Below are 23,737 nucleotides of genomic sequence, written 5' to 3' on the forward strand. Positions count from 1 at the left end.
GCCTCCTTTATTCCGGCTAAAGGCACCTCCTCTGCTGGTGCCTTTTTTATGAGAGATCAATTTCTTAGTAGGGTTCTGAATCGACGCTGTTTTGCTCGACTGGCTGCTCAATACGGAAGGTCGTGTCACTAGGCACAGGGGTCATGAATCAGACCTCTTCGCATGATCATTCGAGCCGAACCGCTCCATTCTTTGCTATCGACATCAAAGGGTTCTATCTCAGGGTGGTTGACATCCCCAAAGGTCGAACCGTGGACAAAAGGAGCGTGGGCGAAGTCAAGACCGTTCTCAATAACGCGATCCCAACTGGATTCCCAATCAAAATGACCGGATACAGTTCTCACGGCGTCATCGCTGAGCCAGTCTAAAATCGGGAGCGGTGGTCGCTCATCTTCTGGCAGATCACCAAGGAAAGCCCAGATCCAACCATAACGCTCTATCGTTGGATAAGCGTCGATTCGAGCCTTGATAGGGATTTTCAGATTTGGCTGAGCGGGTATGTCGGTGCATCTGCCATCAGCACCAAAACGCCATCCATGATAAGGACACTGAACGCTCCCTCCAACCTTTTTGCCAGCGGAGAGCGATCCACCTCGATGCACGCACACGTCGGAAAGCAGACACGCCTTACCATGTTCATCGCGGAATGCCACGAAAGATTGCCCAACGATCCGAATGGCTGTCAGATCGTCGGTCAACTGAGATGAAGGTAAAACGACATACCAGAGGTTTTTTAGCATAGATCTATCATCCGGCGCACCGTACGTCTGAGTTAGCAAGGTTGGATCCTTGAACAGCCGGATTCGTTCGCTCCTACTGACTAACAAGGCAATAAAATGAAAGTCGCTACGGTCTACGAGCAGAGTCGGCTTTGTAGGCGCTGTGAGGGGCTTGCTGGAGCCGAATTCTTGCCGATCACTTAAATTCTCGAATCCAGGCTCTTCTACAATCACAAGCGATCAACAGTTGACAACTGGATTTTTTGAAAATCATTTATCAGGTGATCAATTTGACTGAACCTGGCAGAGGGTGGCCTGTCGACTGTCAATAGGTATAAGCAGCGACGCAGGCGAAAATCTACCAAAGTTCAATAGCGTACTACGTCTCATAATGTTGTAGTCACAAGAGGAGCGGACGCATGTCTTTCTTGCGAGACCATTTTTCCAACTGCGCTTACTCATCTTCGTCATCCACAATGAGACGCATTCATTGGGTCGGTGCCTCCTCATGATCCGCCCATCCCTTCGAATAAACTAAAGGGCTGCCGCTTTGGACAAATCGACTGCAGCACATACGAACGAACAGGCCCGCACAAAAACGATCTCGTATTCGTGGACGATCTTTGCTCTCCCCGCTAGCATTTTTCTGTCTGGTATCGTGCTATCGCTGGCGCTAGGCTCATTGGAGCAGCAGGAGAATTTGTATCTAGCCAAAACCCAAGTGAGCTCGACACTAGGTAATATACAGACGCGCCTGGAAAGTGCGATAAGGTCTACTTTTGACGTTACCGAGGGTATTGCTCAGCTCGTTAGGTTGGATGGCGACATTACCGCTGCGCATTTTCAGGGGATAGCAAGAGAAGCAATATCCTTACAGCCTCAAATAAAACACGTTGTCCTCGCACCAAATGACATCGTAGATAACGTCTTTCCAATCCAGGCAAACGAAAAGCTCATCGGCGTAGATTATCGGAACTTGGCCGATCAATATGGCGCATTACTGCGATCTAGAGAAAATAGAACTTCACTATTGGCTGGGCCGGTTCAATTAATTCAAGGGGGCAAGGCATTTGTTAACCGTCGGCCAGTGTTCGTCACCGATGCCACAGGAAAAGATCAATATTGGGGCAGTGTCTCGGTGGTGGCGGATTATCAGAAATTACTGCTCGTAGGGGGCATATCTAGCATAAACGATTTACAGGTCGCGCTGCGTGGCCAGGATGGGCTGGGCTCGGCAGGAGGTATTATATTCGGTGATCCAACGCTATTCAAGGAAGATGCGGTAATCACTACAGTTGAAGTTCCGGGTGGTACTTGGCAGCTCGCTGCTCTGCCAAAGGAAGGCTGGATTACCAATTCTTTTTATGAATCACCTATGCTTCTTTTCGCGCTCTTCTGCACGGGATTCTTTACTTACTTTTCGGCCAAACTTATTATTAGCCATCAATTAATAGAAAAGCGACAGCAAGATTTGACCGAAGAGACAACTAGCCGAAAAATTATACAATTGTCATTGCAGCAAAGTGAATCTCGTTTTCGAGCTTTGTTTGAACGCTCACCAGATCCCATCTGGATAGTGAGTCTAGAAAGTATTTGTGTTGACGCAAACGCCGCAGCAATCGAAACATTTGGTTTACGAAATCACCAAAAGTCATATCGAGTCAACCCAGCGGACATATCTCCAAAATATCAATCTGACGGACAATTGTCTTCGGTAAAGTCTAAAGAGATGCTAGACATTGCTCTCGCAAAGGGTGCTCATCGCTTTGAGTGGCTACATACCCGAGCTGACGGCTCAACGTTTCCGTCTGAAGTGACGTTGTGCTCAGTGATTCTGTCCGGCCAACCAATGGTTTACGCCGTTGTACGCGACGTTACCGTTCGTAAGACAGCTGAGGAAGCTTTATTCACCCAGAAATCTTTGCTCCTGAACATCGTCAATAACGCACCTTCCTTGATATATGTGTACGATACGAAAGGAAATTTAGCACTTTGCAATCGTATGTTCGAAAAAGCAACAGGTTTCACATTTGCAGAACTCGAAGGAAAGCCGCGAGCTAGCCACATGCCCGAAACCCAAGCAAGGATATTTCAAGGGAATGACAATGAAGTCCTTTCAGCCGGGGCTATTCTTAGATTTGAAGAAAACATTACCCATAATGGCGCCATCCATACATACTTAACTACGAAATGCGTTTTGAAAGACGGAGGTGGATTCGCGACAGGTGTATTAGGCATATCGACTGACATCACTAAAATCAAAAAAAATACAGAGCAGCTTCGACTCGCGGGCGTAGTTATAGACCATACAGCTGACGGCGTGATTATCACCAATGAGCGCGGCCATATTTTATCCGTAAACAATGCCTATACTACTATTTCCGGATTTAGCGCTAAAGAATCTATCGGCTTAAGACCAAACATACTGGTTTCCGAGAATCAAGATAACTCCTTCTATCGAGAAATTATTCGATACTTGAAAGAGCGTGGATTTTGGCAAGGTGAGCTCTGGAGCAGGAGAAAAAACGGTGAGATGTATCCACAATGGATGACCATCAACACCGTTTATAACGACAGTGGCAAAATCACAAACTATGTCGCGGTATTCTCTGACTTTTCGGTAATTAATAAAACTAAATCAGACCTTGAACGAATCTCTCATTATGATCCAGTTACCGGATTACCCAACAGGTCGCTTTTCCAGAAACGACTTCAGCGCGCAATCGAACAAACGCAGGGCGGCGATTTGATATTGGCCGTCATCGTATTAGATCTAGATGATTTCAAAACAGTCAACGACAGCTTGGGGCATGCACAGGGCGATATGCTTCTGCAAATAGCTGCAGCCCGATTTCAAACTTGCATTCGACCGAGTGACACAGTATCACGCCTGGGTGGTGATGAGTTTGCATTCATACTTGGCAATCTGGCAACCACAGACGAAGTAAATTTAGTCGCTGAAAAACTTCTTTCTTCACTAGAGCAACCCTTTGATTTAAAGGGAGCGTCGACCCTGATAACCGCCAGCTTGGGGATCGCGATCGCATCGAACGAATCTGCAAGCCCTGAGCAATTGCTGAGACAAGCTGATACAGCGATGAACGGAAAGAAAGAAAATGGTCGTAACGGTTACCGATTCTATCAAGCCGAGATGACCTTGCGAGCGCAAGAAAGAATGGACGGTGAAAGATTTTTACGAAGAGCAGTGCTGGGCCAAGAGTTTGAAGTCTGGTACCAGCCCAAAATCGACATTAAAACGAATGAGTTCGTTGGTGCGGAAGCCTTGGTTCGATGGCGAGACCCAATCAATGGCTTAATCCCGCCCGCAGATTTCATACCGTTAGCAGAAAGTACCGGGTTGATCATTCAAATTGGCGAGCAAGTAATCGATATAGTTTGCCAAGACATCAAGCGATGGTGTGAAAATGGGATATCGCCAGGTGTAATAGCGGTTAATGTTGCGGCTCTTCAAATTGAACGAAGCGACTACGTTGAACTCATGAATAGTACGCTACAAAAATACAATATCTCCGCGAACACACTTGAGGTGGAAGTAACAGAAAGCTTGATGCTGGCAAGCCCTGAGCATTCCAAAGCCGTACTTCATAATCTGCAAGGTATGGGGATATCTACCGCAATTGACGACTTCGGGACAGGCTACTCGTCGCTAGCCTACTTGAAATTATTACCCATAAACAGCTTGAAGATTGATCGAAATTTCATATCCGATCTTCCTCATGACGAAAAAGATGTAGCTATTACAAAGGCAATTATAAGCCTTGGCCAAGCGTTGGGCTTTAAAATCGTTGCTGAAGGCGTCGAAAACGAAGAGCAGCATATATTTTTGAAAGAGCAAGGATGCGATCTGGGACAGGGATATTTTTACAGTCGCCCCATGTCTGGGGCTGCGCTTGAGCTCTGGCTGACTCAACGCGCAATGACTTTGTAATAGAACCTCCTAATTACGAAGGGGCCTACTTCTGGCCCAGCCATTGATTGCACATGTGGTGTATTCCACCATTGGATGGGTGAGTGCACGCCTTATCTTTTATTCGTCTCACGCCTGCACTCTGCTGTGCTAGCGAACAATGGCCCCGCTTGCTGAGCGAGCCTGCGCCATTCTTGGCTGCTGATCAGTTGCTCCCTTCCTGCTCCATAGAGTCGGCTGACGTCAAGAGCTCGTCATACCTTTGCTGAGCTTCGATACTGTCCTCAGGCATCGCGATAAGTTTGTTCCAGGTTTCTATAGCGGCTCGCCGCTGTATTTCTTTCATCTTGCCTAGACTATATCAGTGTCAGTAAATACCTTTAGAACTTGTGAGTTCAAATTATATGCTCCCAACAACGGCTTTGCATTATGCGAGAGGCCTCAACTGCCCTTGAATAACTGGCGATTGATTCCGAGAGCGCCTCGTTGTCAGATGGGGCTAGGAACTCCCGTCAAACCGCAGAATTAGACCTGTTTCCTTTGTGTGAACGCATCGTCGATGAAATTCGTCTATCTCATCCTGAAGCGAATGTGGTGGTTACAGCGAAAGCGTCAATCGTAGGCAGGTTCGATGGGGCACATATGGGACAAGTCTTTTCAAACACATCAGCAATGCCGTGCATCACGGGGAAATCCAAACTCCAATATTGGTGGAGCTGGTGGCGACAGAGGTTTCCGCGATTTTTAGCGTCAATAATGGCGGCGAGCCTATACCAAAGGATGTTTTGCCATTCATCTTCAATCCCATGGGCCGGTTCTCGCAGCATTCGGTTATCGACCATCCGCCTACAGAGGGGTTGGGTTTAGGACTTTTCATTGCTTCAGAGATTGTCGCCTCACATAAAGGATCTATCGATGTTATTTCTGACCGGGAGCAAGGCAACACTTTTATTGTGAAGGTGCGGATCTCAAAAGCTAATGTCAGAGACCAGACAGCCTCGTGAGCTTTAGTAACGATGAAGTGGGTCATTCCGTAAATGGCCCGTACTGACCTGTCGCTCTCCCATCGAGAACAGGCATGGGGTCAGTAGCTGGTGGACGAAGAAATGCCGCCCACGTTTCATACGCCAGCTTGTGGCGCTCTACTGCTCCGCACCACCGAGGGCCTTCTGTCTGACGTCCCGAAACTAGCATCATCAACGCAGTAGTAGCTGCATCAAGCTCAAGCAGAATATGGTGAGATTGGAACCGATAATCATCGTAATTAGTCATAGACCAGCACACCAATTAGGGGGACGTATGTGACGGCAATCACAACTGTTAACGGCAAGCTTCGGAAATTCATGCTGTCGTTATTCACTGTTTTTTTTGAACGGCCCGCTTGTTTTTTTCCAAATATTGAATAAGCAAGTAGGCTCTGACGCCGAGCGCAACCAAACACAATATCATGCCTGCAATAAATTGAAATGTGGTCATAGTACACCCTCCAGAACAATCAACAGACAATTATCTCATTGATGACGGTATCAAAGAAGTATCGGTTTGTAACTTGTTGTTGCAATTTATAATTTGAATTAATAAAATATTTTTCCTTCTGCAATTTCGGGGACGTCTGAGTATATTCAATGCGAATTAATTATCTCTATCCCAAGGTTCGTCTTTAGGGATTTATGGTTGCATCTTAGTAAGTCTGCCAAGCCTTGGCGGCACCCGCTTTTGATGAAAAGGCGGCGTAGCTATAATCTTGGAAGCGGCGTTAAAGAGGTCTGACATAAGATCCCAACCTCCCATTTTCCAAGGAGGCTCAATGTACCGCGAACACACGATCCATCTGTTCACGCTCTCAGCCACACAATAGGTCGAAAGGATCCACTCCGTCGCGCTACCAGAGTTCAAGTGTCCCGACTCGACCGCCAGGCGATGTTTAGTATTCGCAATAGTCCGAGGTTTCACAGTCATTGAATAGCGTGAGTCGCCAACCATCAAACTTAACGGGAATGAGGCAGTGATAGTCTCACTCCATGATTGCATGGAGCTGCGCATTAGAGGGTGGTTACCCAGCGCGACGCCCCTCATCATCTGGCAGACATCGCGAGCGGTGAGATGAAAGGTTGGGCGCAAGTTGTTCCGCATTCGAGCCGCCGCTAGCCAACAGCTGAGCTGTGCTGTGGATTGACATAACGGAGAAGGTCGCAGCTTCGGGCCAAGCGGGGCCCAGCTAGCAGCCTAACCATAGACCTTCCACTCAGGCGTCATGAGCACCGCAAGAGTCATATTGATGAACTCTTCTTTTTTGTGGATCGTATGCAACGCTCCGCGCACGTTGCCTCCAACCACATCGGAACCACGCTGCTCGACCGAAAGGGTGGGTTCCATAATGGCGGCCTCAAGGGCGAGTTGGTTTTGATTCATCTTGAACAGTAGGGGAAGGGAGCAGGTCTGAATTTGGCATCGCGACTTCTCCTTGCAAGAGTTCAGCTTAGCAGGAGGCGCTTTAGGAATAGATGCCTTTCTAGGAAGTAGAGCTGAGGAAGCGAATCAGTTAAGCCTTTTTACGATGCGACCAATCTCCATAGGCCGCGCGTGCTTCTCATCGGAAACTGCGGAAATGTGCTTGCTGTGGTGGCCAATAGCCGCTGATAGTGAGCGGATCTGGGAGAGGACGCGAAAATGATTTCGAGATTTGTTGTGGTACCTGCAGCCCCCTCGGAAACGGGATCGATGCGTAACGGATTTCGCTTTTATTGTCAGACCGCACCTTTAGGCTTCAACCTCTATGACAATCAGGAAAAGCTGCGCTTGAAGACTGTTTATCAGACGCGTGCTGAAGCTGAACGTGCTTGCCAGGAGTTTAATCAGGATAGTCTGCTAGGTATGCTGTCACGCCAGGAGGGTTGACACTTTTCTTCGAGCCCAAACGTGCGATTTCGTAAAGTCGTATATTGCTTGGTACTGAAAATCGTATGCTTTTCAAATTTTATCGCTCAGCAAATACAGGTGCTAGAATTGATCCCATTACTTAACTTGTGAACTATGCGAGACATTCAGTGGCTCGCATAGCTCGCCATTCGATTTTAATAGGAGTTACATATAGTTCGCGTACCGATTTTATCACAGTAAGTAGTTTTAATTTGATCTTGGTAGTTCTGTTGACTTTGCCATGCTTGAGTTTCTCGGGTAACTCGCTCATTATGAGCATTGGGTTGATTTCTAGTTTGAATAACATTCATGGCCAACGTATTACAGCCGCATTGCGACGGATTAACCGAATCTACAACCTGTTTGGCTCGACTCATAAAATGGTTTTTGATCGAAATGCCAAGAGTTAAGGTTTGCCATCGAGTATTGCTGGCCGCGAGCCCCAATATCTCGTGTCATGTATCCAAGTTTGACGCATTTCATAAACTGATCAACTGTGTATCGAGCGCGGTGTATTGATTATCTGCAAGCGGTGGGCACTGGTCAGGCTTCTTCCAGCGATCCGTCCCGAGCCGTCATCTGCGTTAAAGCACGTGCCAAGCGTATTGAAGTTCCCAAACGTGCAGCTTGGTCTAGTGGCCGTGGCGCTGATTTTTACTGGGCAGTTCTGTGCTTACAACTATCACCGCCTATATGAGCAACAGGGAGCTGAGAAAACTGCGAAACCAGTACAGCGTTATGGGTGACGCTGGCGAGTTCAGTGTTGATGCTACCAGCGACGTTGCCGTTCCTAAATGAATCCCGCATGCCATGAAGAGGCAGCCGTCCTTATTGATTTGAACGCTAGCTTCCAAGCGCTTTCTATCTAGGTATATGGGCATTGGTAACCAAGACGATTGTCGTTCGTCATCGATGCCTGGAAGCTAACGGGACGGAGGATCAGCAATGATAGGAGGTAATACCCAGCGGATGTTTTTCACCGGATTCAGACCATCTTTGATTCTGGCATTCCTCGGCTTGCTGACTGCATGCGCCTTTAACAATACCCCCTCCAATGTCGTTGCACCGGGTGAGGAAAAGACAGCCACTACCCGCACATTGGATGCCGGCGCCGCTCTGCTCCAATCACGTCCGCCCATCGATGCTCTCAATGCCTACCTCGATGGATTCCATTTTTACAATGGCCGTCCCGACGTTCAAATGGAGGCTCACCACAATTGCTCCACCCTCAATGAACAAGTGATCCAGTGCGTGATCTACGATGGCAATCGCAAGGACGCGAAGCTTATGGGGGTGGAGTACATCATCAATGAGCAGCTGTTCGCCAAATTGCCCATCACTGAAAAGGCGCTCTGGCACAGCCATGCTCATGAAGTGAAGTCGGGCCAATTGATTGCTCCCGGTATTCCAGACATTGCAGAACATGCGCTGATGGAAAAGCTGATCAATACCTATGGCAAGACTTGGCATACGTGGCACACCGACCTCAACAAAGAGCTACCGCTAGGCGTTCCGCAACTGATGATGGGATTCACAGCAGATGGTCAGATCGACCCGCAACTGGTGATCGAACGGGACAAAAGATTTGATGTCGATAGCACACGGAAAAAGAAAGACCGGGCCGACATCCCTGCCCCACATATTGATCCAGGTGCTGATGCCTGGCGCAATGGAAATGTCTTTCAAATCGAAGATCCGACTGGGGGTGAGCATCGTCACTGATTCATCAAAACCACTTGCTAGCTTTTGGACTTTCGTGGGTCTGCGCTACGAGGAAAAGCTCATTCTTCCTGAATAGTCCCGTCCTCTTTGTGAATCTTCAGCGACGCAGTTTCGCCCTGAAGAAACTCACCCGCCCGCGCAATGATTTCATTGCCTTGGTTGAGGCGGTACTGGACGCCCTTTGCGCGTCTTCCATTATGGCCGCCACAGTGGCGCTACGGGATTTACAGTTATCACCACTACCATGCCGAAGCTCATGAAGTGCTTGGCATCGCCTGCGGCAAGACCCGGTTGATGCTCGGCTGCCCCGATGGCCATGTATTGGAGGTCAGTTCAGGAGACGTACTGCTACTGCCCGACTGGTACCGGCCACTGCAATTGGGAATCAAGCAAAGACTTCCTGGTCGTAGGTGCTTAGCCGGGTGGTTCCCATCCGTGAATAAAGATAGCGAATGCTCGCGACGTTTAATCTGGGAAACCCGAAGATTTGAGGGTTAGGTAGGCGGCTGATAATGGAGATTTAGCTAAGCTCCAAATAGGTTTATGAAGCCAGGTTGGTCAGGGAGGACAGGCTGTTTAGTGGCTGCTGGGAGGCAATGGAAATGCGCAAGAAATCTCAGTCATGGTTTGTCCCACTCCCGATTGTTTTCGCTGTCCTTTGGGCGATAGGCAAAAAAGACTCGCCTCCCGCTCAGGTACAACCGAGCCCCCCTCCCACTCCGAATACTCTGGTCTCATCTACCTCGGATCCGTCACCAACACCTGCCCCCTCAGTTGATCAATACGTAAACGCGAACCAGCTCAATATCCGGGATCAGCCCGGCGGAAAAGTCATTTCCAAGCTGAGCCGAGGGGCTAAAGTTCAGGTCTTCGAAAAACGGGATGATTGGGTGCGTATCAGCATCGATGGCCAACCTGCGAAATGGCTTTCTTCGAACAGCCTTTGTAGCGGATCGAACTGCTACATCGCCTCTAAACCGAAACCCTGGCGTTCGCCAGTACAACCAACCCGGAGGCAGATGCCAAAATACGGTACTTCGTGCCCTCCATCTGGAAACATTTGCATCGGGCCAAGAGGCGGTCGGTACTGCATTACTTCTGGCGGGAACAAGCGTTATGGCGTGTAATTTTTCCTCAATGACGATCCGCTAGAACTTTGGTGCATCGCCTGTGGCTTCCGCAATGGTGGCCAAAGCCTCCTCCATATCGGCGATGTTGTTTTGAAGCTTTTGAAAAACCAATAGAAAAGAGCCGTCCACATCCACGGTCTGGTGGCCACGAAGGGTACCTACTCTTTCATTCTCCATCTGCTGGAGACTGTTAACGCTCTCTCGCAGCGACAACAGCTGATCAAAGATGGCGCCAATTTGAGCTTGGCTCTGTGCACTCATTGATCCCACCCAAGCCTTGAGTAGATCTCCCTTCGATAGGACGTATCGATCTGAGTCGGCACCTGCCTAACGTAGTCCCGTGCGTGCTCCTGCGCATCTTTACTCAAACCAGCTAGATATGAAACAGCGTCATCAACGGTTGGGATCGAACCTTCAATGTCTTCGAATCTAGGCGGCAGTGCAGTCCAAATGACTGCGTCCAATTGGTGAAAGAGTGCCCATTCGGCGATTACTCCCACTGGGGAGCTACTGGTGGTAAAAACACCAATTCCATCCTCCCTGTCCTCTGGAATTTGCTCTCGGACACGCAAGGCCTCGCATGCCTCCTCAAGGTTTTTTACATTCAACATTGCCCAGAGAACGGTGCATGGATGTGCATTCGCGCAGATCGTGGTTGCGAGCTCGCCCCCATCACCGACTCGCGCAAATTCGATGGGCAAAACGGGCCCATCCAAAAACCATTTGCTTGCGAGCGGTAATGCTCCAGGTTTCCAAATGAGGGATCCCCATCCTAGACATGCAATTACCATTGAAGAGTTCCTGTGGTTAGACATGCGCAGGCGTGGATGGAAAGCGAACTCCTGCTAAACCTGACTTCCTTGATAAGGATCGAAAGTCTTCTTCGCGGCCGCCCCTTCTTTTGGATTCGACTCAGCCTTTTGTTTTCCTAGGGTCGGCGGCACGAGGAAAGGTACGTTCCTCTTGAATCGTCCCATCCTCTTTGTGGATTTTCAGAGAGGCTGTTTTACCCTGCAGAAATTCGCTGGCTATCTCAGTGATTTCCGCTTTCGTAGAGGCTGTTTTGGAAGCTCGTTGCGCACCCTCTTTGACAAGCTCCCAAGCATTTTCTTTTTTTGTGATGTGATAGTTATCCATGGGTCACCTCGACATGATTAATCAACAACAGCTACAAGGTTGACCATTGTCGATCCGGAGAGTTTGGAAGAATTTGCGATGAAATTGATGCTGCCTACGACTGTGTCTGACTCCCCTTCACAAAGACGTCAACGAGCGGATTAACTAATCTAGGTGCGCTCCATGCTCGCCTTAACGTTTCGGTCTGCGATCCTCGGTGCCATCTCTTCATCGTCATATTGCCGGCTAAGAAATTCGCGGATCAAGACGGCAGTTCGTTTAGCGCTGGTCACCACAAAGAAGTGCCCCTCGCCCTTCAGAATGCGGAGTTCTGAACGTCGAATTGTGCGGCGCAGGATATAGGCGTTGTACGCCTGTATTAAAGGATCGCGGTCGCCGGTAAGAACCAGCGTGCGTTGAGGCAGCCGGGACAACCGGAGCAGGCTTGTCCATCCAATCAAGGCTGCGAGCTGGAAATAGTACGTTCGCGGATTAACAGAGAGCATGCCTTTCATCACACCGAACCGCAGCAGCGTGTGAATTGAATTGCGTGAGCTATCTTGCTTGCGCATTTTGGCGTTTTTATTCTTGCGGAAAAAATCCATAACGTCAGCAGGCTTCATCAATAGCACTGGGCCGGGAGAGGTCGCCGCGAGAATCAGCCTGCGTACCATGCTCGGGTAACGAAGAGCGAATTCTTGAGCCAATGCACCTCCCCACTCACCCCGAACACATCGACCTGGTCGACTCCCAATTGCTGGAGCATCTCTGCAATCACGTCGGCATGGCGTGGCAGGCGAATGGGCCAACGGGGCATTTGCGACTTGCCGACCCCTGGCACGTCCAGCGTGATCGTCGTGAAGTCTTCCAGTTCATCGCGCAACGGATCGAAGGTAGGAATCAAGCCACCTAAACCATTGAGTAAAAGCAGCGGAGAGCCTTGACCGCAGATCGAAACATTTAACTGCGAGCTCTTCGCTATTAGCCTCTGGGTTGTCATGATTTCTCCTTGCAGCACGCAATTGGGAGGCAGCATTGGTGAGAGTTAGGGGGAAGTTCCGAAGAGCTCCGCAGCCGCTTCCCTCATAAAGATCTCGATGGTTTTCGGCCCTATCCCTTCAAATTCAGATAGCCGTTTTTCGAAGGCCTTACGATCTGCGCTTGCCGCGACGATGTTGCTGACCTTGCCGTGATATTCAGCATTCATCTTGTTAGCCAATGCCAACAACCGCGACGCGGTGGTCTCGTCGTAACGCACGTAGTGAGCCTCACCTAGCATCATGACCAGCTGGCGGTGAGTGCAGCTCGCCAATTTGTGCGGCGTATCCCGATGATGTTTATCGACGATCACTTGATAGGCGTTGGCGGCAATCGGCCCCTGGATTCGCTTACACATCAGGAAACTGGCAAGCAGCCATTTGAACAACCCGGCTTCGTTCGCACCTTGAAGGTCGATTTGTAAGTCATGTGCGCTGATGATTTTGCTCACTGGTTCACCCTTCAAGCGATGGTCTCAATGTAGACCAGGCGCTATCACGAATGATCCAGCTGAGCGAGGCAGCGACAACGGAACCCTTACTCATGCTCGACGCCTAATGGTTGAACCTTACGATTTGAGAAAGAAGAAATGCATATTTCCGACACAATCCAAGTTATGGAAGCGCTGTCAGCCAACGAAGCAAATCTGAAGCTTCACGAAGGCTGGTCATTGATACCTGTGGTCGTCACCACCCACCCAAATGGTCAGCTCCACCCTTGTTACATTCTCGGAAAATCGAAAGCCTCATCTAGCCAACAGCAGCCCGATTGACCAGCGTGGCATTCACATAGCGACTCACCTCGCTGACTGTACAGGGGGATAACTTGGCTTATCTGGATTGGGTTCAATGGCCAGCGATGGTTATTACCGTTCTCGCCGCATGGCTGATCGGATCGCAACGACCAGGCCGGCGGATGATCGGGTTTATATGCTTCAGTGTGAGCAACGTGTTGTGGGTGATCTGGGGACTCTACGCAGACGCGTATGCATTGATCGTATTACAGGTTTGTCTTTTCCTGATGAACCTTCGAGGGCTCAAGAAAAACTCAAGCCCCAATGAGACATAGTCAGCCGGCAGAGTCATTGTTAATCGAAGAACAGTGGACACCGCCAAGGACATTGAAATGTTCGATAACTTTTCTCTTGAGACAGTAAAACTTCCCGAGGCAACCCTCAGAGTCAGGCATGGTGGGAGCGGCTCTCCCGTCTTATTACTCCATGGGCATCCTAGAACTCATGCGACTTGGCATCGCGTTGCTCCACTCTTGGCAAAAAATCATTATGTTGTCTGTCCTGACCTTAGAGGCTTTGGCCAGTCATCAAAGCCTGAGGACACAGCCGATCATGCGGGCTCCTCAAAGCGCGCCAAGGCGCGTGACTGCATCGCTTTGATGCGCCATTTGGGTCATGAGCGATTCGCCGTGATTGGCCATGATCGAGGTAGTTACACCGCCTTTCGCACGGCGATGGATCATCCCGAAGCCGTCACACATCTCGGCATTTTGGATGGCGTCCCGATCCTTGAAGCTCTCGAGCGCTGTAGCGCCCAGTTCGCGACAAAATGGTGGCATTGGTTCTTCTTCGGACAACTCGAAAAACCGGAGCAGGCAATCCTGGCTGACCCTGATCGATGGTACGGCGGCACCGCCGAGGCGATGGGTGCAGACGCCTACAGAGACTATCAAGCAGCCATCCATGACCCAGCGACCGTTCATGGCATGGTCGAAGATTATAGAGCAGGCCTTGGAATCGACCGTATTCACGATGAAGTCGACCGCCGCGAGAGCCGCAGGGTCGAGTGCCCGACAATGATTTTATGGTCGCTACGTGATGATCTTGAGCTTCTGTACGGCGATGTTTTAGGCGTGTGGGAACCATGGACAACACGACAACGTGGTCGTGGGCTCGACTGTGGGCATCACATGGCGGAGGAAGTGCCCGACGAGCTCGCGAGAGAAATAATCGAGTTCCTGCGTGAACAATGATCTCTCAGTACACTAATTCGTAATCGCTTCGGGCTACGTAGGGTCAAAGTCATTCGAGCTACATGTCTTAGGTTGATGACTCGGAAGCATTGAAGTTCTTCCTGAAGCCTCGGGCATTCATCCCCAAAAGTATGCATTCGAGCAGGATCAGCGCGTAAGCGTCGGCGTGAAGCCCCCAGATCACCCAAAGCGCATTACTGGTGATAAATCCCCAAAAGGCGATCATGCGCCTATACGCTCGTTGCGAACCGATGAACCACGCTGAGGCTACCGTCACTACCATGGCTGGCCATTGCAGGTAATCGATGTACTCCAACTTGCCACCTCCTTCCGACAGCACTTTCAAAGAGATACGCCGGCGCTAACCTGTGGATCAAGCGCAGGCAATCCCAGTGAGGCACCCAGATTGACCAGATACTCTCCAAACCCTCCACGACATTTGTAATCCTTGCGGGCGCTGGTGATGACCGGATTCGTTGCCGTCCAAACGATATGAGCACCAACCCTCTTCAGGTCAGCAACCAAATGGACGTCTTCGTGTGCAGTGAGATGCTGGAACCCGCCAGCGTTCCGGTAAGCCTCGGCACTCAGTCCAAGATTGGCGCCGTGGATGTGCCGGTGATTCTCGATAAACTGGTAAAGCTCCATGTACTTTGAGCGAACCAAATCTCCATGGATATTCCAGCTATCCACCTCGACTGTTCCACAGACTGCATCAGCCTTGAACTCAATCTGACGAGCCAACCAATCATGTGGCACGACAGTGTCGGCATCGGTGAAGGCAAGCCACTCCGCGCCAGCGGCCAGAAGATGATCCGCACCGGTTGCTCTCGCCTTGCCAACGTTCTGGAAGGAAACCTCGATCCCGATAACACCGTGTGCTGAAACGATCTGCCCGGTCTGATCAGAGCAATCGTCTAAAACGACGACTACGGAGACCGGCTGGCCTGCCAATGCAGGATGTGCAGCGGCGAACAGGACAGATGTTAGACACGCAGCGATGTGGTGCTCTTCATTGTGGGCAGGTATGACAATACCAATCATTAACGTCACCTCCGAGTACCAGAGCTACAGACTCCAGCAGTCGACCTAGTTCAACTCCATAAGGTTTAAAAAATTACGAGCGTGCCAACATAAGCGACCGCTAGTCATTTGCGTCTATATCACTCTGAACTTACTTTCTTCGATCCTCCTCTCCCACTTACCATCCAGCTGAAGTAGGTAAGACGTCATGAGAGCACTCACTTATCACGGCGCGCACAGCGTCAAAGTCGACACGGTTCCCGATCCGATAATCGAGGAGAGTGATGACATCATTCTTCGGGTTACCGCAACGGCGATATGCGGATCTGACCTCCATCTCTATCGGGGAAAGATTCCAACTGTCGAGCATGGCGATATCTTTGGTCATGAGTTCATGGGGATCGTTGAAGAGGCAGGCTCAGCGGTAACCGCCGTGCAACCCGGCGACCGCGTGGTAATCCCCTTTGTAATCGCCTGCGGCAGCTGTTTCTTCTGCGCAATGGATCTGTTCGCGGCCTGCGAAACAACAAATACAGGGCGCGGAGCGATCATAAATAAAAAGGCAATACCACCAGGAGCCGCGCTGTTCGGCTTCAGTCACATGTACGGCGGTGTGCCTGGCGGGCAAGCTGAATACGTGCGCGTACCGAAAGCCAACACCGGGCCGTTTAAAGTGCCAGGTACGCTGTCGGATGAAAAGGTTCTGTTCCTTTCAGACATCCTACCAACTGCTTATCAGGCTGTAACGAACGCGGGGATTGGTAATGGCTCCAGCATTGCAATCTATGGTGCAGGCCCCGTCGGATTGTTGAGTGCGGCCTGTGCAAGGATGCTCGGTGCCGACCAAATTTTCATGGTCGATCACCATCCTTACCGCTTGGCTTACGCGCAGAAAACTTATGGTGTAATTCCGATCAACTTCGATGAAGACGACGATCCTGCAGATACGATCATTCGGCAAACCAAAGGAATGCGGGGTGTTGATGGCGTCGTTGATGCAGTCGGTTTTGAGGCAAAAGGTAGTACGACTGAAACAGTTCTCGCGACACTCAAGCTTGAGGGCAGCAGCGGCAAGGCTTTACGTCAGTGCATCGCCGCCGTTCGACGCGGCGGCATCGTCAGTGTTCCGGGCGTTTATTCAGGGTTCATCCATGGCTTCCTCTTCGGAGACGCATTCGACAAGGGGCTGACCTTTAAAATGGGGCAGACCCACGTGCATCGTTTTCTCCCTGAGCTTCTAGAGCACATCGAGACAGGTCGTCTCTCACCGGAAGTCATCATCAGCCATCGCATGTCACTGGAACAGGCCGCAGAGGGATATAAAATCTTTGATAAAAAAGAAGAGGATTGCCGAAAAGTCATTCTGACGCCCGGCGATAGCCACATCGCTATTCCGGAGACCGATAGCAGCGCAACCCTGTTGACTACCTAAGTCTATCGGTAAGTGAAAAGGCCGAGGCGGTTCGGTTTTTTACCGAATCGTCGCGTCCCTTTTTAATTTGGGTGTCGATCTGAAAATGGTCACGGTTTTCCACTCTAAGCGGCCTCGACTCTCCAGTTCGTTCAGGTACTGAAGACTATCTGTGACCTGTGTCATCAAAAGATTCGCAAGGGGCCACAAAATCCTGAAATGCGAATACACTCACACACTGACTCATCAAACGCCGGCAGGTGCGCTCGGCTAAGGGATCTTTGATTGATCGTCCAGTGGGAAGGTTTCTTGCCTATTGAAGGATTGGTGATTGTCATCGAAGACGATCCGACCTTGCGAGCATTGATGGAAGAAATCGTATCGGAAGTCGGTGGACGGGCAATCTCGTTTGAGACGGCAGATGATGCGTTAACCTATCTGCTTCAAACTCATGAACAGTGTCGTTTGGTGATCGCAGATCACGGCGTACCTGGCCAGATCCAGGGGATCGAGTTCATCGAGATGGTAAGTAGTCGATGGCCATCAATTGCAGCAATCCTGACCTCTGGATATTTGATAGATCCTCAAGCTGTTCCAGCCTCTAGCATCTATCTCCACAAGCCGTGGTCACTGGATGATTTCGTTATCGCTATGGCGACTTTACTGCAGCCTGGCATTGCGATTCACAAAGCCTGAATCACGGGATCGGAGATCCGAGGCAGGCAGGGCTCGACTTCGTAACTCCCATCATCAGAAGCTTGGTGAGCGCCTCCTCTATCTCATCAGCAGCGCCGTGTTTATGTTCCGTGAGCGACCACTTCCAGTAACGATCTGCCATCAGGCCGCCCACCGCTTCTGCACATAGTGCATCACAGCTCACACCGATCTTTGTGGCGGCCGCTATAACGGCTAGAAGTGCTTGCTCAAGTTGCTGTGTTCTATCGGAGGACACGGGGCGGCTCCATGAAAATGAAGCCATAGTATGGCCGATATCAGTTTGACATCAAAGGCAGCTTTTGACGGCTATCCTTGTGCATCAATCTGCTCAACGTCCTTGCGCTATGCGCTCACTCGACTCGAAACTGGTTTTGCGTGCTGCCATCTCACTGCGTAGCTCGCCAATTAGACCGGCAATAGCTCTGCTTGACGTGAGCGCCGCAGTCGAAATCCCCGTCACCAAAAGCTCCACACTGCCTGTTGAAGGATCGGTAACCTTAATCATCAACGAGCCATCCGCATTTGTCGTGCATGAGCAGGACAATGGTAGGAAGCCACACTCAATGATATGTCGGAGCTCAAGAGCGGAGATCATCGCGGTTTTCCTAGTAGCAATCTGCATTTATTGTTGTCCATCAGGATAGGTAGTCAAGGGTTCAAACAAAGGATTATTCGACAAGGATTTTCAGAGGGACGGTGGCTGAATCGTTCCACCGCCCGGGATCTATGCTCTTCTGTAAGTCGAAAAAACGTGAGCCCCCGCTGTGACATTCCCATATCACAGCTGTTCCAGATTGTTTGGAGATTTGCGCGATAATTGGCGCGGCCAACCAGTCAAGAGCACGCCCCGAAGTATCGCCAAAAAAGTTGGAATTTATTTCGTCATGCTCCACTCATTTTGCTATGAGCGTACGGAGGTACTCATGAGCCAGACAGATATTTTTGTAATCGATTACAAGCTTCATGGGCAGCCAAAGTCTTTCGCCATTCGCGCTAAGGCAATGCGCAATGTGGACGCATGGCACTGGGCAAGTTGCGACGCCGGGTTAGTACCGGTTCCTAAGCCTGGGAAACCGCCTTTGAAGGTCATGTCGAAACCTCAGGCTGAAAGATTTGGGGTGACGGATGTCAAATGGCGCGAAACAAACGCCTTGGTCTGGACTGAGGCGTAGCCATGAGCGAGGACTTCGATCAAACCGAAGATGAAGGCGAACTCGCGAGAATTAATGCGCTTCTTTACGAAGCGAATAGGCTCGATGATATCGCCTACGGTCTGTTTGCTGACGGCTGTCGCGACGCCGTGCTTTGGCGTCGCTTCAACGAAATCAAATTCTCTGCCGACGCCATGCGAACGCAGGCTTATCAAGCTTGGATGCGGTTGCATCGAAAAGGCTTGAGGTCATCGGATTTTCCTACGAACTAACAGTATTAGCAGAGACGGAGAATTGATAACGGACGACATTCTTCATTGCACTATCGAATCTTCTGTCCAATCGAACGCCATCGGTGAACGGCGGCTGATTAGCAGTCTTTCGGCCTGGCTCCACGCGATGATACTTCCGATAGCGGGTTTAACTGGCAATTGTTCTACCACTGGCTGATGACAAAAGGAGCTATGATGCGAAAGCACTGGCAGTTTATTGCCGCTGCTAGAAAAGGCCCTTATTTATGACGTCCTCCATCAAACGATCGTCCAGCGTTCCACAGCGCAACGAACTGATTCCAAGCACGTTGCCGTTTCCTGTGGTCGGTATTGGCGCCTCTGCTGGGGGACTTCAAGCGGTCAAATCATTCTTCGAACACATGCCCAGTGATAATGGCATGGCGTTTGTCGTCATTCTTCACCTCTCACCCGACCATCAGAGCTTGGCTGACCAGATCATTCAGCAAGCGACTAAGATGCCCGTGCTTCAGGTAAGCAGCACGACACCCATCGAAAAAAATACAGTGTATGTCATCTCGCCAGCGCACCATTTGATGATGAATGATGGCTATATCTCGGCGACCGCTCTGGAGCGGCCGCGAGGCATGCACATTGCCATAGATCTGTTTTTCCGGGATCTGGCAGACGTGCACAAGGAACGCGCTTTTTGCCTCGTCCTATCGGGCACCGGTTCGGATGGCACTGTGGGATTATCGCGGATTAAGGAGCAAGGCGGGATTACTCTCGTCCAGACGCCGGAAGATGCCGAATATGACGGCATGCCCCGCGCAGCTATCGAAACGCAGATGGTCGATATCGTTTTGCCCGTGGTGGAAATGCCACAAAAGTTGCTGGAGCTATGGCGCAACTCCCGATCGATTATCCTGCCCACCGCCAATGATCCTGAAATCAGAACAACCCCTCCTGCCACCGAGCGCGAAGCGGTCGTCGCTGAACAGCGATTGCAAGACATCTTGCATCAGTTGCGCGCAGAGACTGGGCACGATTTCAAACATTATAAACGTGCCACTGTCCTGCGCCGTATCGAACGACGGATGCAAGTCACGGCACAGTCCGATCTGAGCGCTTATTACGACTACTTGGAAACGCACCCCGAAGAAACGAGAGCGTTGCTGGGCGACATGCTGATTGGCGTTACCAACTTCTTTCGCGACCGGGAAGCTTTTGAGGCCTTGGAGCGGCATGTCATTCCCAGTCTCTTGCAGTCACTTCAAGAGACCCTCCCGCATCGCGAAGAGGTACGTGTCTGGTCAGCGGGCTGTTCGACTGGCGAAGAGGCGTACAGCCTTGCCATTTTGTTGTCTGAATACATGGCCCAGGAACCCAGCTCCGCCAATTTACAGGTGTTCGCCACGGACATTGATGATCGCGCGATCACGACTGCGCGCACTGGGCTGTATCCCGAAGCGATCTTGACGGACGTCCCCCCTAATCGGCTGCGGCAAAATTTCACTAAGGAAAACCAGCAGTTTCGGATCCGCAAGGATTTACGCGAAAGGGTGCTATTCGCTCAGCACAGCTTGCTGTTGGATCCGCCGTTCTCGCAGATCGACTTGGTTGTGTGCAGAAACTTGCTGATTTATCTGGATCGCAAAGTCCAACGGGAAATCATGCAAATGTTTCATTTTGCATTGCGACCAGGTGGATACCTCTTTCTGGGTAGCAGCGAGTCGATTGACGATTGCCTGGATCTTTTCACACCGGTCGACAAACGCAACCGTATCTTCCGTGCCAAAAGCGCCGTTAACAGTGCCCGACGAGCGCCCACCATTCCCCGAGGGGGTTATGGGCGAACTATCGCTGCGGCTTCCGTATCTCTCCCCCTGAAACCGTCCGCCACACACAAGGTGGCATTGGCAGATATTCATTTGCGGGCACTCGGTAAAACCGCGCCACCGAGTGTGATCGTCGATAGCGATGCCAATATCTTGCATATGAGCGAAGGCGCTGGACGCTTCCTCCGGTATGTCGCTGGCGAGATGTCGCGAAATTTGCTCGCTATTTCCCATCCGGACTTGCGGCTAGAAATCCGAATCACGCTGTTTCAAGTGCAGCAGTCTGGGGCTGCTTTCACCTCGCGCAGGGTTCGTATCGAACGTGAGCAGCGCAGTTATCTCATCAATTTGACCGCCCATCCGTACAAGGACGAGGAAACCGAAAATGACTTTGTACTGGTACTTTTTGAGGAGCAGGAAGTCGACTCGCAAGATCCTTTAGTTCAAACCCAGACTGAAAATCAGGTACTCATTAGCCTAGAGGAAGAGCTACAGCGCACCAAGCTGCATTTACAGGAAACCATCGAGCAATCAGAGGTTTCAAGCGAAGAACTCAAAGCTTCCAACGAAGAAATGCAAGCCGTCAACGAAGAGCTGCGGTCGGCCACTGAAGAGTTGGAAACCAGCAAGGAAGAGTTGCAATCAATCAATGAAGAATTGCTGACGGTCAATCACGAACTGAAGATAAAGGTCGAGGAAACTGACAAGGTCAATGACTACCTTACCAACCTGATCAGCTCATCCGATATTGCTACGGTGTTTATCGACCGCCACATGCGCATTCGCTGGTTTACACCAAAATCAGCCGAAATCTTTAGCATGTTGCCTGTCGATACGGGGCGCTCGTTATTGGACATCACCCATAGGCTGGACTACCCCGAGATGGCCGAAGACGCTGCAACCGTCTTCGAATCACTCAATATGATCGAGCGTGAGGTCAGCAGCAATGACCATCGCTGGTACATTGTCCGCTTATTGCCTTACCGTTCCAGCGAAGATCATATTGACGGGACGATACTCACATTTATCGATATCACTAAACGCCGTGCTGCAGAGGAAGATTTGCGCGTGGGCGAAGAACGGATGCGACTCGTGGCTGAAAGCACGCACGATTTTGCCATCATTATTCTCGATGAGCAGGGTGTGATCACCGGTTGGAACACGGGCGCCGAGTTTATTTTCGGTTTTACCAAAGAGGAGGTTATGGGCGCTTACTACGACCTGATCTTCTTACCTGAAGATCGTGCCACAGGCGTGCCCGAGACTGAGTTGCGTGCGGCGCGCGAACAAGGGCGTGGGGAGGACGAACGGTGGCATCAGCGTAAGGACGGCAGCCGTTTTTATTGCAGCGGAGAAGTAACGCGCCTTCAGGGGGAAAGCTTGAAAGGGTACGTCAAAATCGCGCGCGATTTGACTGGTCACAAGCGCAAACAGGATGAACAGAGCCAGCATCTGCAAGCGACTCAAAACAGCAGTCATCTCAAAGACGAATTCTTCGCGGTTATGTCACACGAGCTTAAACATCCGCTGAATCTCATCCAACTTAATGCAGAGTTGCTGCGTCGCTTACCAATGGCCAAGACTGCTGGCCCGGCAATGAAGGCTGTGAATACCATCTGTGATGCGGTGACTAGCCAGGCCCGGATTATTGATGATCTGCTGGATGTGGCTCGGGTACGCACCGGCAAGCTCAAACTGAAAAAGCAGGCCGTCGATCTGGGTCGAGTCCTTCAAGATATTCACACCGTGGTGAGCAATGATCAGCATCTTTGCGAAATCCATTTGCAGTTGCCGCAATCAACGGAGCGACCCTTGGTGATCGAGGCGGATACCACTCGTCTCGAACAAATCATTTGGAATCTGGTGAACAACGCACTGAAGTTTACGCCTAAAGGAGGTCGCGTCCGGTTGATTGCTTCGCGCCACGAGGATATGGCGCAGCTGGAAGTCATAGACAGCGGCATCGGCCTCGATCAAGACAGTATCCACAAGGTGTTTGATTTGTTCAGCCAGGCCGAAAACCAACATGCGAACCATCAACGGGAAGGACTCGGCGTTGGCCTTTCCCTAGTGCGACAGCTGGTAGAGGCGCATAGCGGCTCGGTTATAGCTTTCTCTGAAGGCATTGGTCGTGGGTGTACTTTCACCGTTCGTTTGCCCTTGTCCCAGCCTGATCGACTTCCTGATGACCCACATCCAGCATCAGATAACTCGGGGCGTCTGGTTGGTCAAAAAGTGCTTTTGGTAGATGATTCTCAAGACGTGCTGGAAATCCTCCAGATGTTGCTTGAGATGGAAGATGCCTTTGTCGAAGCGTTCACCGACCCGTTGAAGGCGTTAACGGTCTCGAAAGATAGCAACTACGATGTGATCATTTCGGACATCGGCATGCCCATCATGGACGGGCATCAATTCATTCAGGCAATTCGTCAAATCCCCCATTTGAAGTACACCCCGGCCATTGCGTTAAGTGGCTATAACACATCGGCTGATCAGAAAAAAACCAAATCAGCAGGATTCAATTACCACGTAGGCAAGCCGATTTCCCATGATGAATTCATCGATGTCATTGAGGAGGCATGCAAGCGAGAGTCTTCGTGAATGAGGCCACGTAGCTGTTGAGCGCAGGGTTCCAATACCTGATGACCGAGTGCTTGCTCTACGCAAAAGAGAAACTGATTTTACTACGTAGGTAGAAAGTCGTCCAAAAGCGATATTTCTATTCAGTCGGTTAGCGACGCGAAAAAGTGGGATTAGTCTTGGTCAGACAGTGCGAAACGGGGCAGCCTGATCTGCCTATCCCTTGTCG

At 50.5% G+C, this 23,737-nt stretch carries 19 protein-coding genes and 4 pseudogenes; 13 read left to right on the forward strand and 10 right to left on the reverse strand.

The genetic code is table 11. The features are described 5' to 3' along the window. Window positions 1–128 precede the first annotated feature (128 nt). Complete coding sequence (locus H7698_RS24520; protein ID WP_235992928.1) at window positions 129–740, reverse strand: aromatic ring-hydroxylating oxygenase subunit alpha; 612 nt, start codon at window positions 738–740, stop codon at window positions 129–131. Between the two features lie 529 nt (window positions 741–1,269). Here H7698_RS24520 and H7698_RS24525 point away from each other — a divergent pair. After that, complete coding sequence (locus H7698_RS24525; protein ID WP_194693039.1) at window positions 1,270–4,668, forward strand: EAL domain-containing protein; 3,399 nt, start codon at window positions 1,270–1,272, stop codon at window positions 4,666–4,668. Window positions 4,669–5,366: 698 nt separating this feature from the next. Continuing rightward, complete coding sequence (locus H7698_RS31410) at window positions 5,367–5,651, forward strand: ATP-binding protein (RefSeq protein WP_266015487.1); 285 nt, start codon at window positions 5,367–5,369, stop codon at window positions 5,649–5,651. Window positions 5,652–6,873: 1,222 nt separating this feature from the next. Here the strand turns inward: H7698_RS31410 and H7698_RS24535 are convergent. Beyond that, a pseudogene (locus H7698_RS24535) lies at window positions 6,874–7,099 on the reverse strand (hypothetical protein). Between the two features lie 1,436 nt (window positions 7,100–8,535). Here H7698_RS24535 and H7698_RS24540 point away from each other — a divergent pair. Beyond that, window positions 8,536–9,288, forward strand: coding sequence for an OBAP family protein (locus H7698_RS24540; protein ID WP_194693147.1), 753 nt, complete (start codon window positions 8,536–8,538; stop codon window positions 9,286–9,288). 59 nt (window positions 9,289–9,347) lie between these two features. Here the strand turns inward: H7698_RS24540 and H7698_RS31415 are convergent. Next, window positions 9,348–9,484: pseudogene (locus tag H7698_RS31415) on the reverse strand (DUF2188 domain-containing protein). A gap of 2 nt (window positions 9,485–9,486) precedes the next feature. On the opposite strand from H7698_RS31415, the pseudogene H7698_RS31420 reads away from it, so the two are divergent. Together H7698_RS31420 and H7698_RS24545 are read left to right on the forward strand one after the other, a co-directional pair. After that, window positions 9,487–9,703, forward strand: a pseudogene (locus H7698_RS31420) (cupin); the annotation flags it as partial. 187 nt (window positions 9,704–9,890) lie between these two features. Next, the gene (locus H7698_RS24545) at window positions 9,891–10,415 is read left to right on the forward strand and encodes an SH3 domain-containing protein (protein ID WP_194693041.1); all 525 of its coding nucleotides are present in this window, start codon (window positions 9,891–9,893) and stop codon (window positions 10,413–10,415) included. Between the two features lie 21 nt (window positions 10,416–10,436). On the opposite strand, the gene H7698_RS24550 is transcribed toward H7698_RS24545, so the two are convergent. The 4 genes and pseudogenes from H7698_RS24550 to H7698_RS24565 all read right to left on the reverse strand — a co-directional run bounded on the left by H7698_RS24550 (window position 10,437) and on the right by H7698_RS24565 (window position 13,023). Then, window positions 10,437–10,679, reverse strand: coding sequence for a hypothetical protein (locus tag H7698_RS24550; RefSeq protein ID WP_194693042.1), 243 nt, complete (start codon window positions 10,677–10,679; stop codon window positions 10,437–10,439). Window positions 10,680–11,330: 651 nt separating this feature from the next. Continuing rightward, a complete protein-coding gene (locus H7698_RS24555) occupies window positions 11,331–11,555 on the reverse strand; it encodes a DUF2188 domain-containing protein (protein WP_042559198.1) in 225 nt (74 codons plus the stop codon). A gap of 149 nt (window positions 11,556–11,704) precedes the next feature. Continuing rightward, window positions 11,705–12,570, reverse strand: a pseudogene (locus H7698_RS31755) (alpha/beta fold hydrolase). 9 nt (window positions 12,571–12,579) lie between these two features. Beyond that, the gene (locus H7698_RS24565) at window positions 12,580–13,023 is read right to left on the reverse strand and encodes a DNA methylase (protein WP_194693043.1); all 444 of its coding nucleotides are present in this window, start codon (window positions 13,021–13,023) and stop codon (window positions 12,580–12,582) included. Between the two features lie 138 nt (window positions 13,024–13,161). Here H7698_RS24565 and H7698_RS24570 point away from each other — a divergent pair, with 138 nt between their 5' ends. The 3 genes from H7698_RS24570 to H7698_RS24575 all read left to right on the forward strand — a co-directional run bounded on the left by H7698_RS24570 (window position 13,162) and on the right by H7698_RS24575 (window position 14,558). Then, on the forward strand, window positions 13,162–13,344 hold the full coding sequence (locus H7698_RS24570; protein ID WP_194693044.1) for a hypothetical protein: 183 nt from the start codon (window positions 13,162–13,164) through the stop codon (window positions 13,342–13,344). An 86-nt stretch (window positions 13,345–13,430) separates the two neighbouring features. Continuing rightward, a complete protein-coding gene (locus H7698_RS31435; protein ID WP_442966324.1) occupies window positions 13,431–13,640 on the forward strand; it encodes a hypothetical protein in 210 nt (69 codons plus the stop codon). A gap of 57 nt (window positions 13,641–13,697) precedes the next feature. Next, the gene (locus H7698_RS24575; protein WP_194693045.1) at window positions 13,698–14,558 is read left to right on the forward strand and encodes an alpha/beta fold hydrolase; all 861 of its coding nucleotides are present in this window, start codon (window positions 13,698–13,700) and stop codon (window positions 14,556–14,558) included. 67 nt (window positions 14,559–14,625) lie between these two features. Here H7698_RS24575 and H7698_RS24580 read toward each other — a convergent pair whose 3' ends face one another. Both H7698_RS24580 and H7698_RS24585 read right to left on the reverse strand, forming a co-directional pair. Continuing rightward, window positions 14,626–14,841 (reverse strand): hypothetical protein, encoded by a 216-nt coding sequence (locus H7698_RS24580; protein WP_412548519.1) that lies wholly within the window; start codon window positions 14,839–14,841, stop codon window positions 14,626–14,628. A gap of 59 nt (window positions 14,842–14,900) precedes the next feature. Then, entirely contained in the window at window positions 14,901–15,602 is a 702-nt protein-coding gene (locus H7698_RS24585; RefSeq protein ID WP_194693047.1) for a glycosyltransferase, read from the reverse strand. Window positions 15,603–15,789: 187 nt separating this feature from the next. On the opposite strand from H7698_RS24585, the gene H7698_RS24590 reads away from it, so the two are divergent. After that, entirely contained in the window at window positions 15,790–17,013 is a 1,224-nt protein-coding gene (locus H7698_RS24590) for a zinc-dependent alcohol dehydrogenase (protein WP_194693048.1), read from the forward strand. Window positions 17,014–17,277: 264 nt separating this feature from the next. Beyond that, window positions 17,278–17,688: a response regulator gene (locus H7698_RS24595; protein WP_194693049.1), complete on the forward strand. Its 411-nt coding sequence runs from the start codon at window positions 17,278–17,280 to the stop codon at window positions 17,686–17,688. Window positions 17,689–18,037: 349 nt separating this feature from the next. On the opposite strand, the gene H7698_RS24600 is transcribed toward H7698_RS24595, so the two are convergent. Next, window positions 18,038–18,331 (reverse strand): DUF1652 domain-containing protein, encoded by a 294-nt coding sequence (locus H7698_RS24600; RefSeq protein ID WP_442966321.1) that lies wholly within the window; start codon window positions 18,329–18,331, stop codon window positions 18,038–18,040. A 301-nt stretch (window positions 18,332–18,632) separates the two neighbouring features. Between H7698_RS24600 and H7698_RS24605 the strand changes: the two genes are divergently transcribed. The 3 genes from H7698_RS24605 to H7698_RS24615 all read left to right on the forward strand — a co-directional run bounded on the left by H7698_RS24605 (window position 18,633) and on the right by H7698_RS24615 (window position 23,529). Beyond that, window positions 18,633–18,881, forward strand: a complete 249-nt coding sequence (locus H7698_RS24605) for a DUF6555 family protein (RefSeq protein ID WP_194693050.1) — start codon at window positions 18,633–18,635, stop codon at window positions 18,879–18,881. A gap of 2 nt (window positions 18,882–18,883) precedes the next feature. Beyond that, window positions 18,884–19,132, forward strand: a complete 249-nt coding sequence (locus tag H7698_RS24610) for a hypothetical protein (protein ID WP_194693051.1) — start codon at window positions 18,884–18,886, stop codon at window positions 19,130–19,132. 245 nt (window positions 19,133–19,377) lie between these two features. Further along, window positions 19,378–23,529: a CheR family methyltransferase gene (locus tag H7698_RS24615; RefSeq protein ID WP_194693052.1), complete on the forward strand. Its 4,152-nt coding sequence runs from the start codon at window positions 19,378–19,380 to the stop codon at window positions 23,527–23,529. Window positions 23,530–23,737: the final 208 nt, after the last annotated feature.

Origin of the sequence: Pseudomonas sp. p50(2008) (genome assembly GCF_015351605.1) — a bacterium.
Taxonomy (GTDB): Bacteria; Pseudomonadota; Gammaproteobacteria; order Pseudomonadales; family Pseudomonadaceae; genus Aquipseudomonas.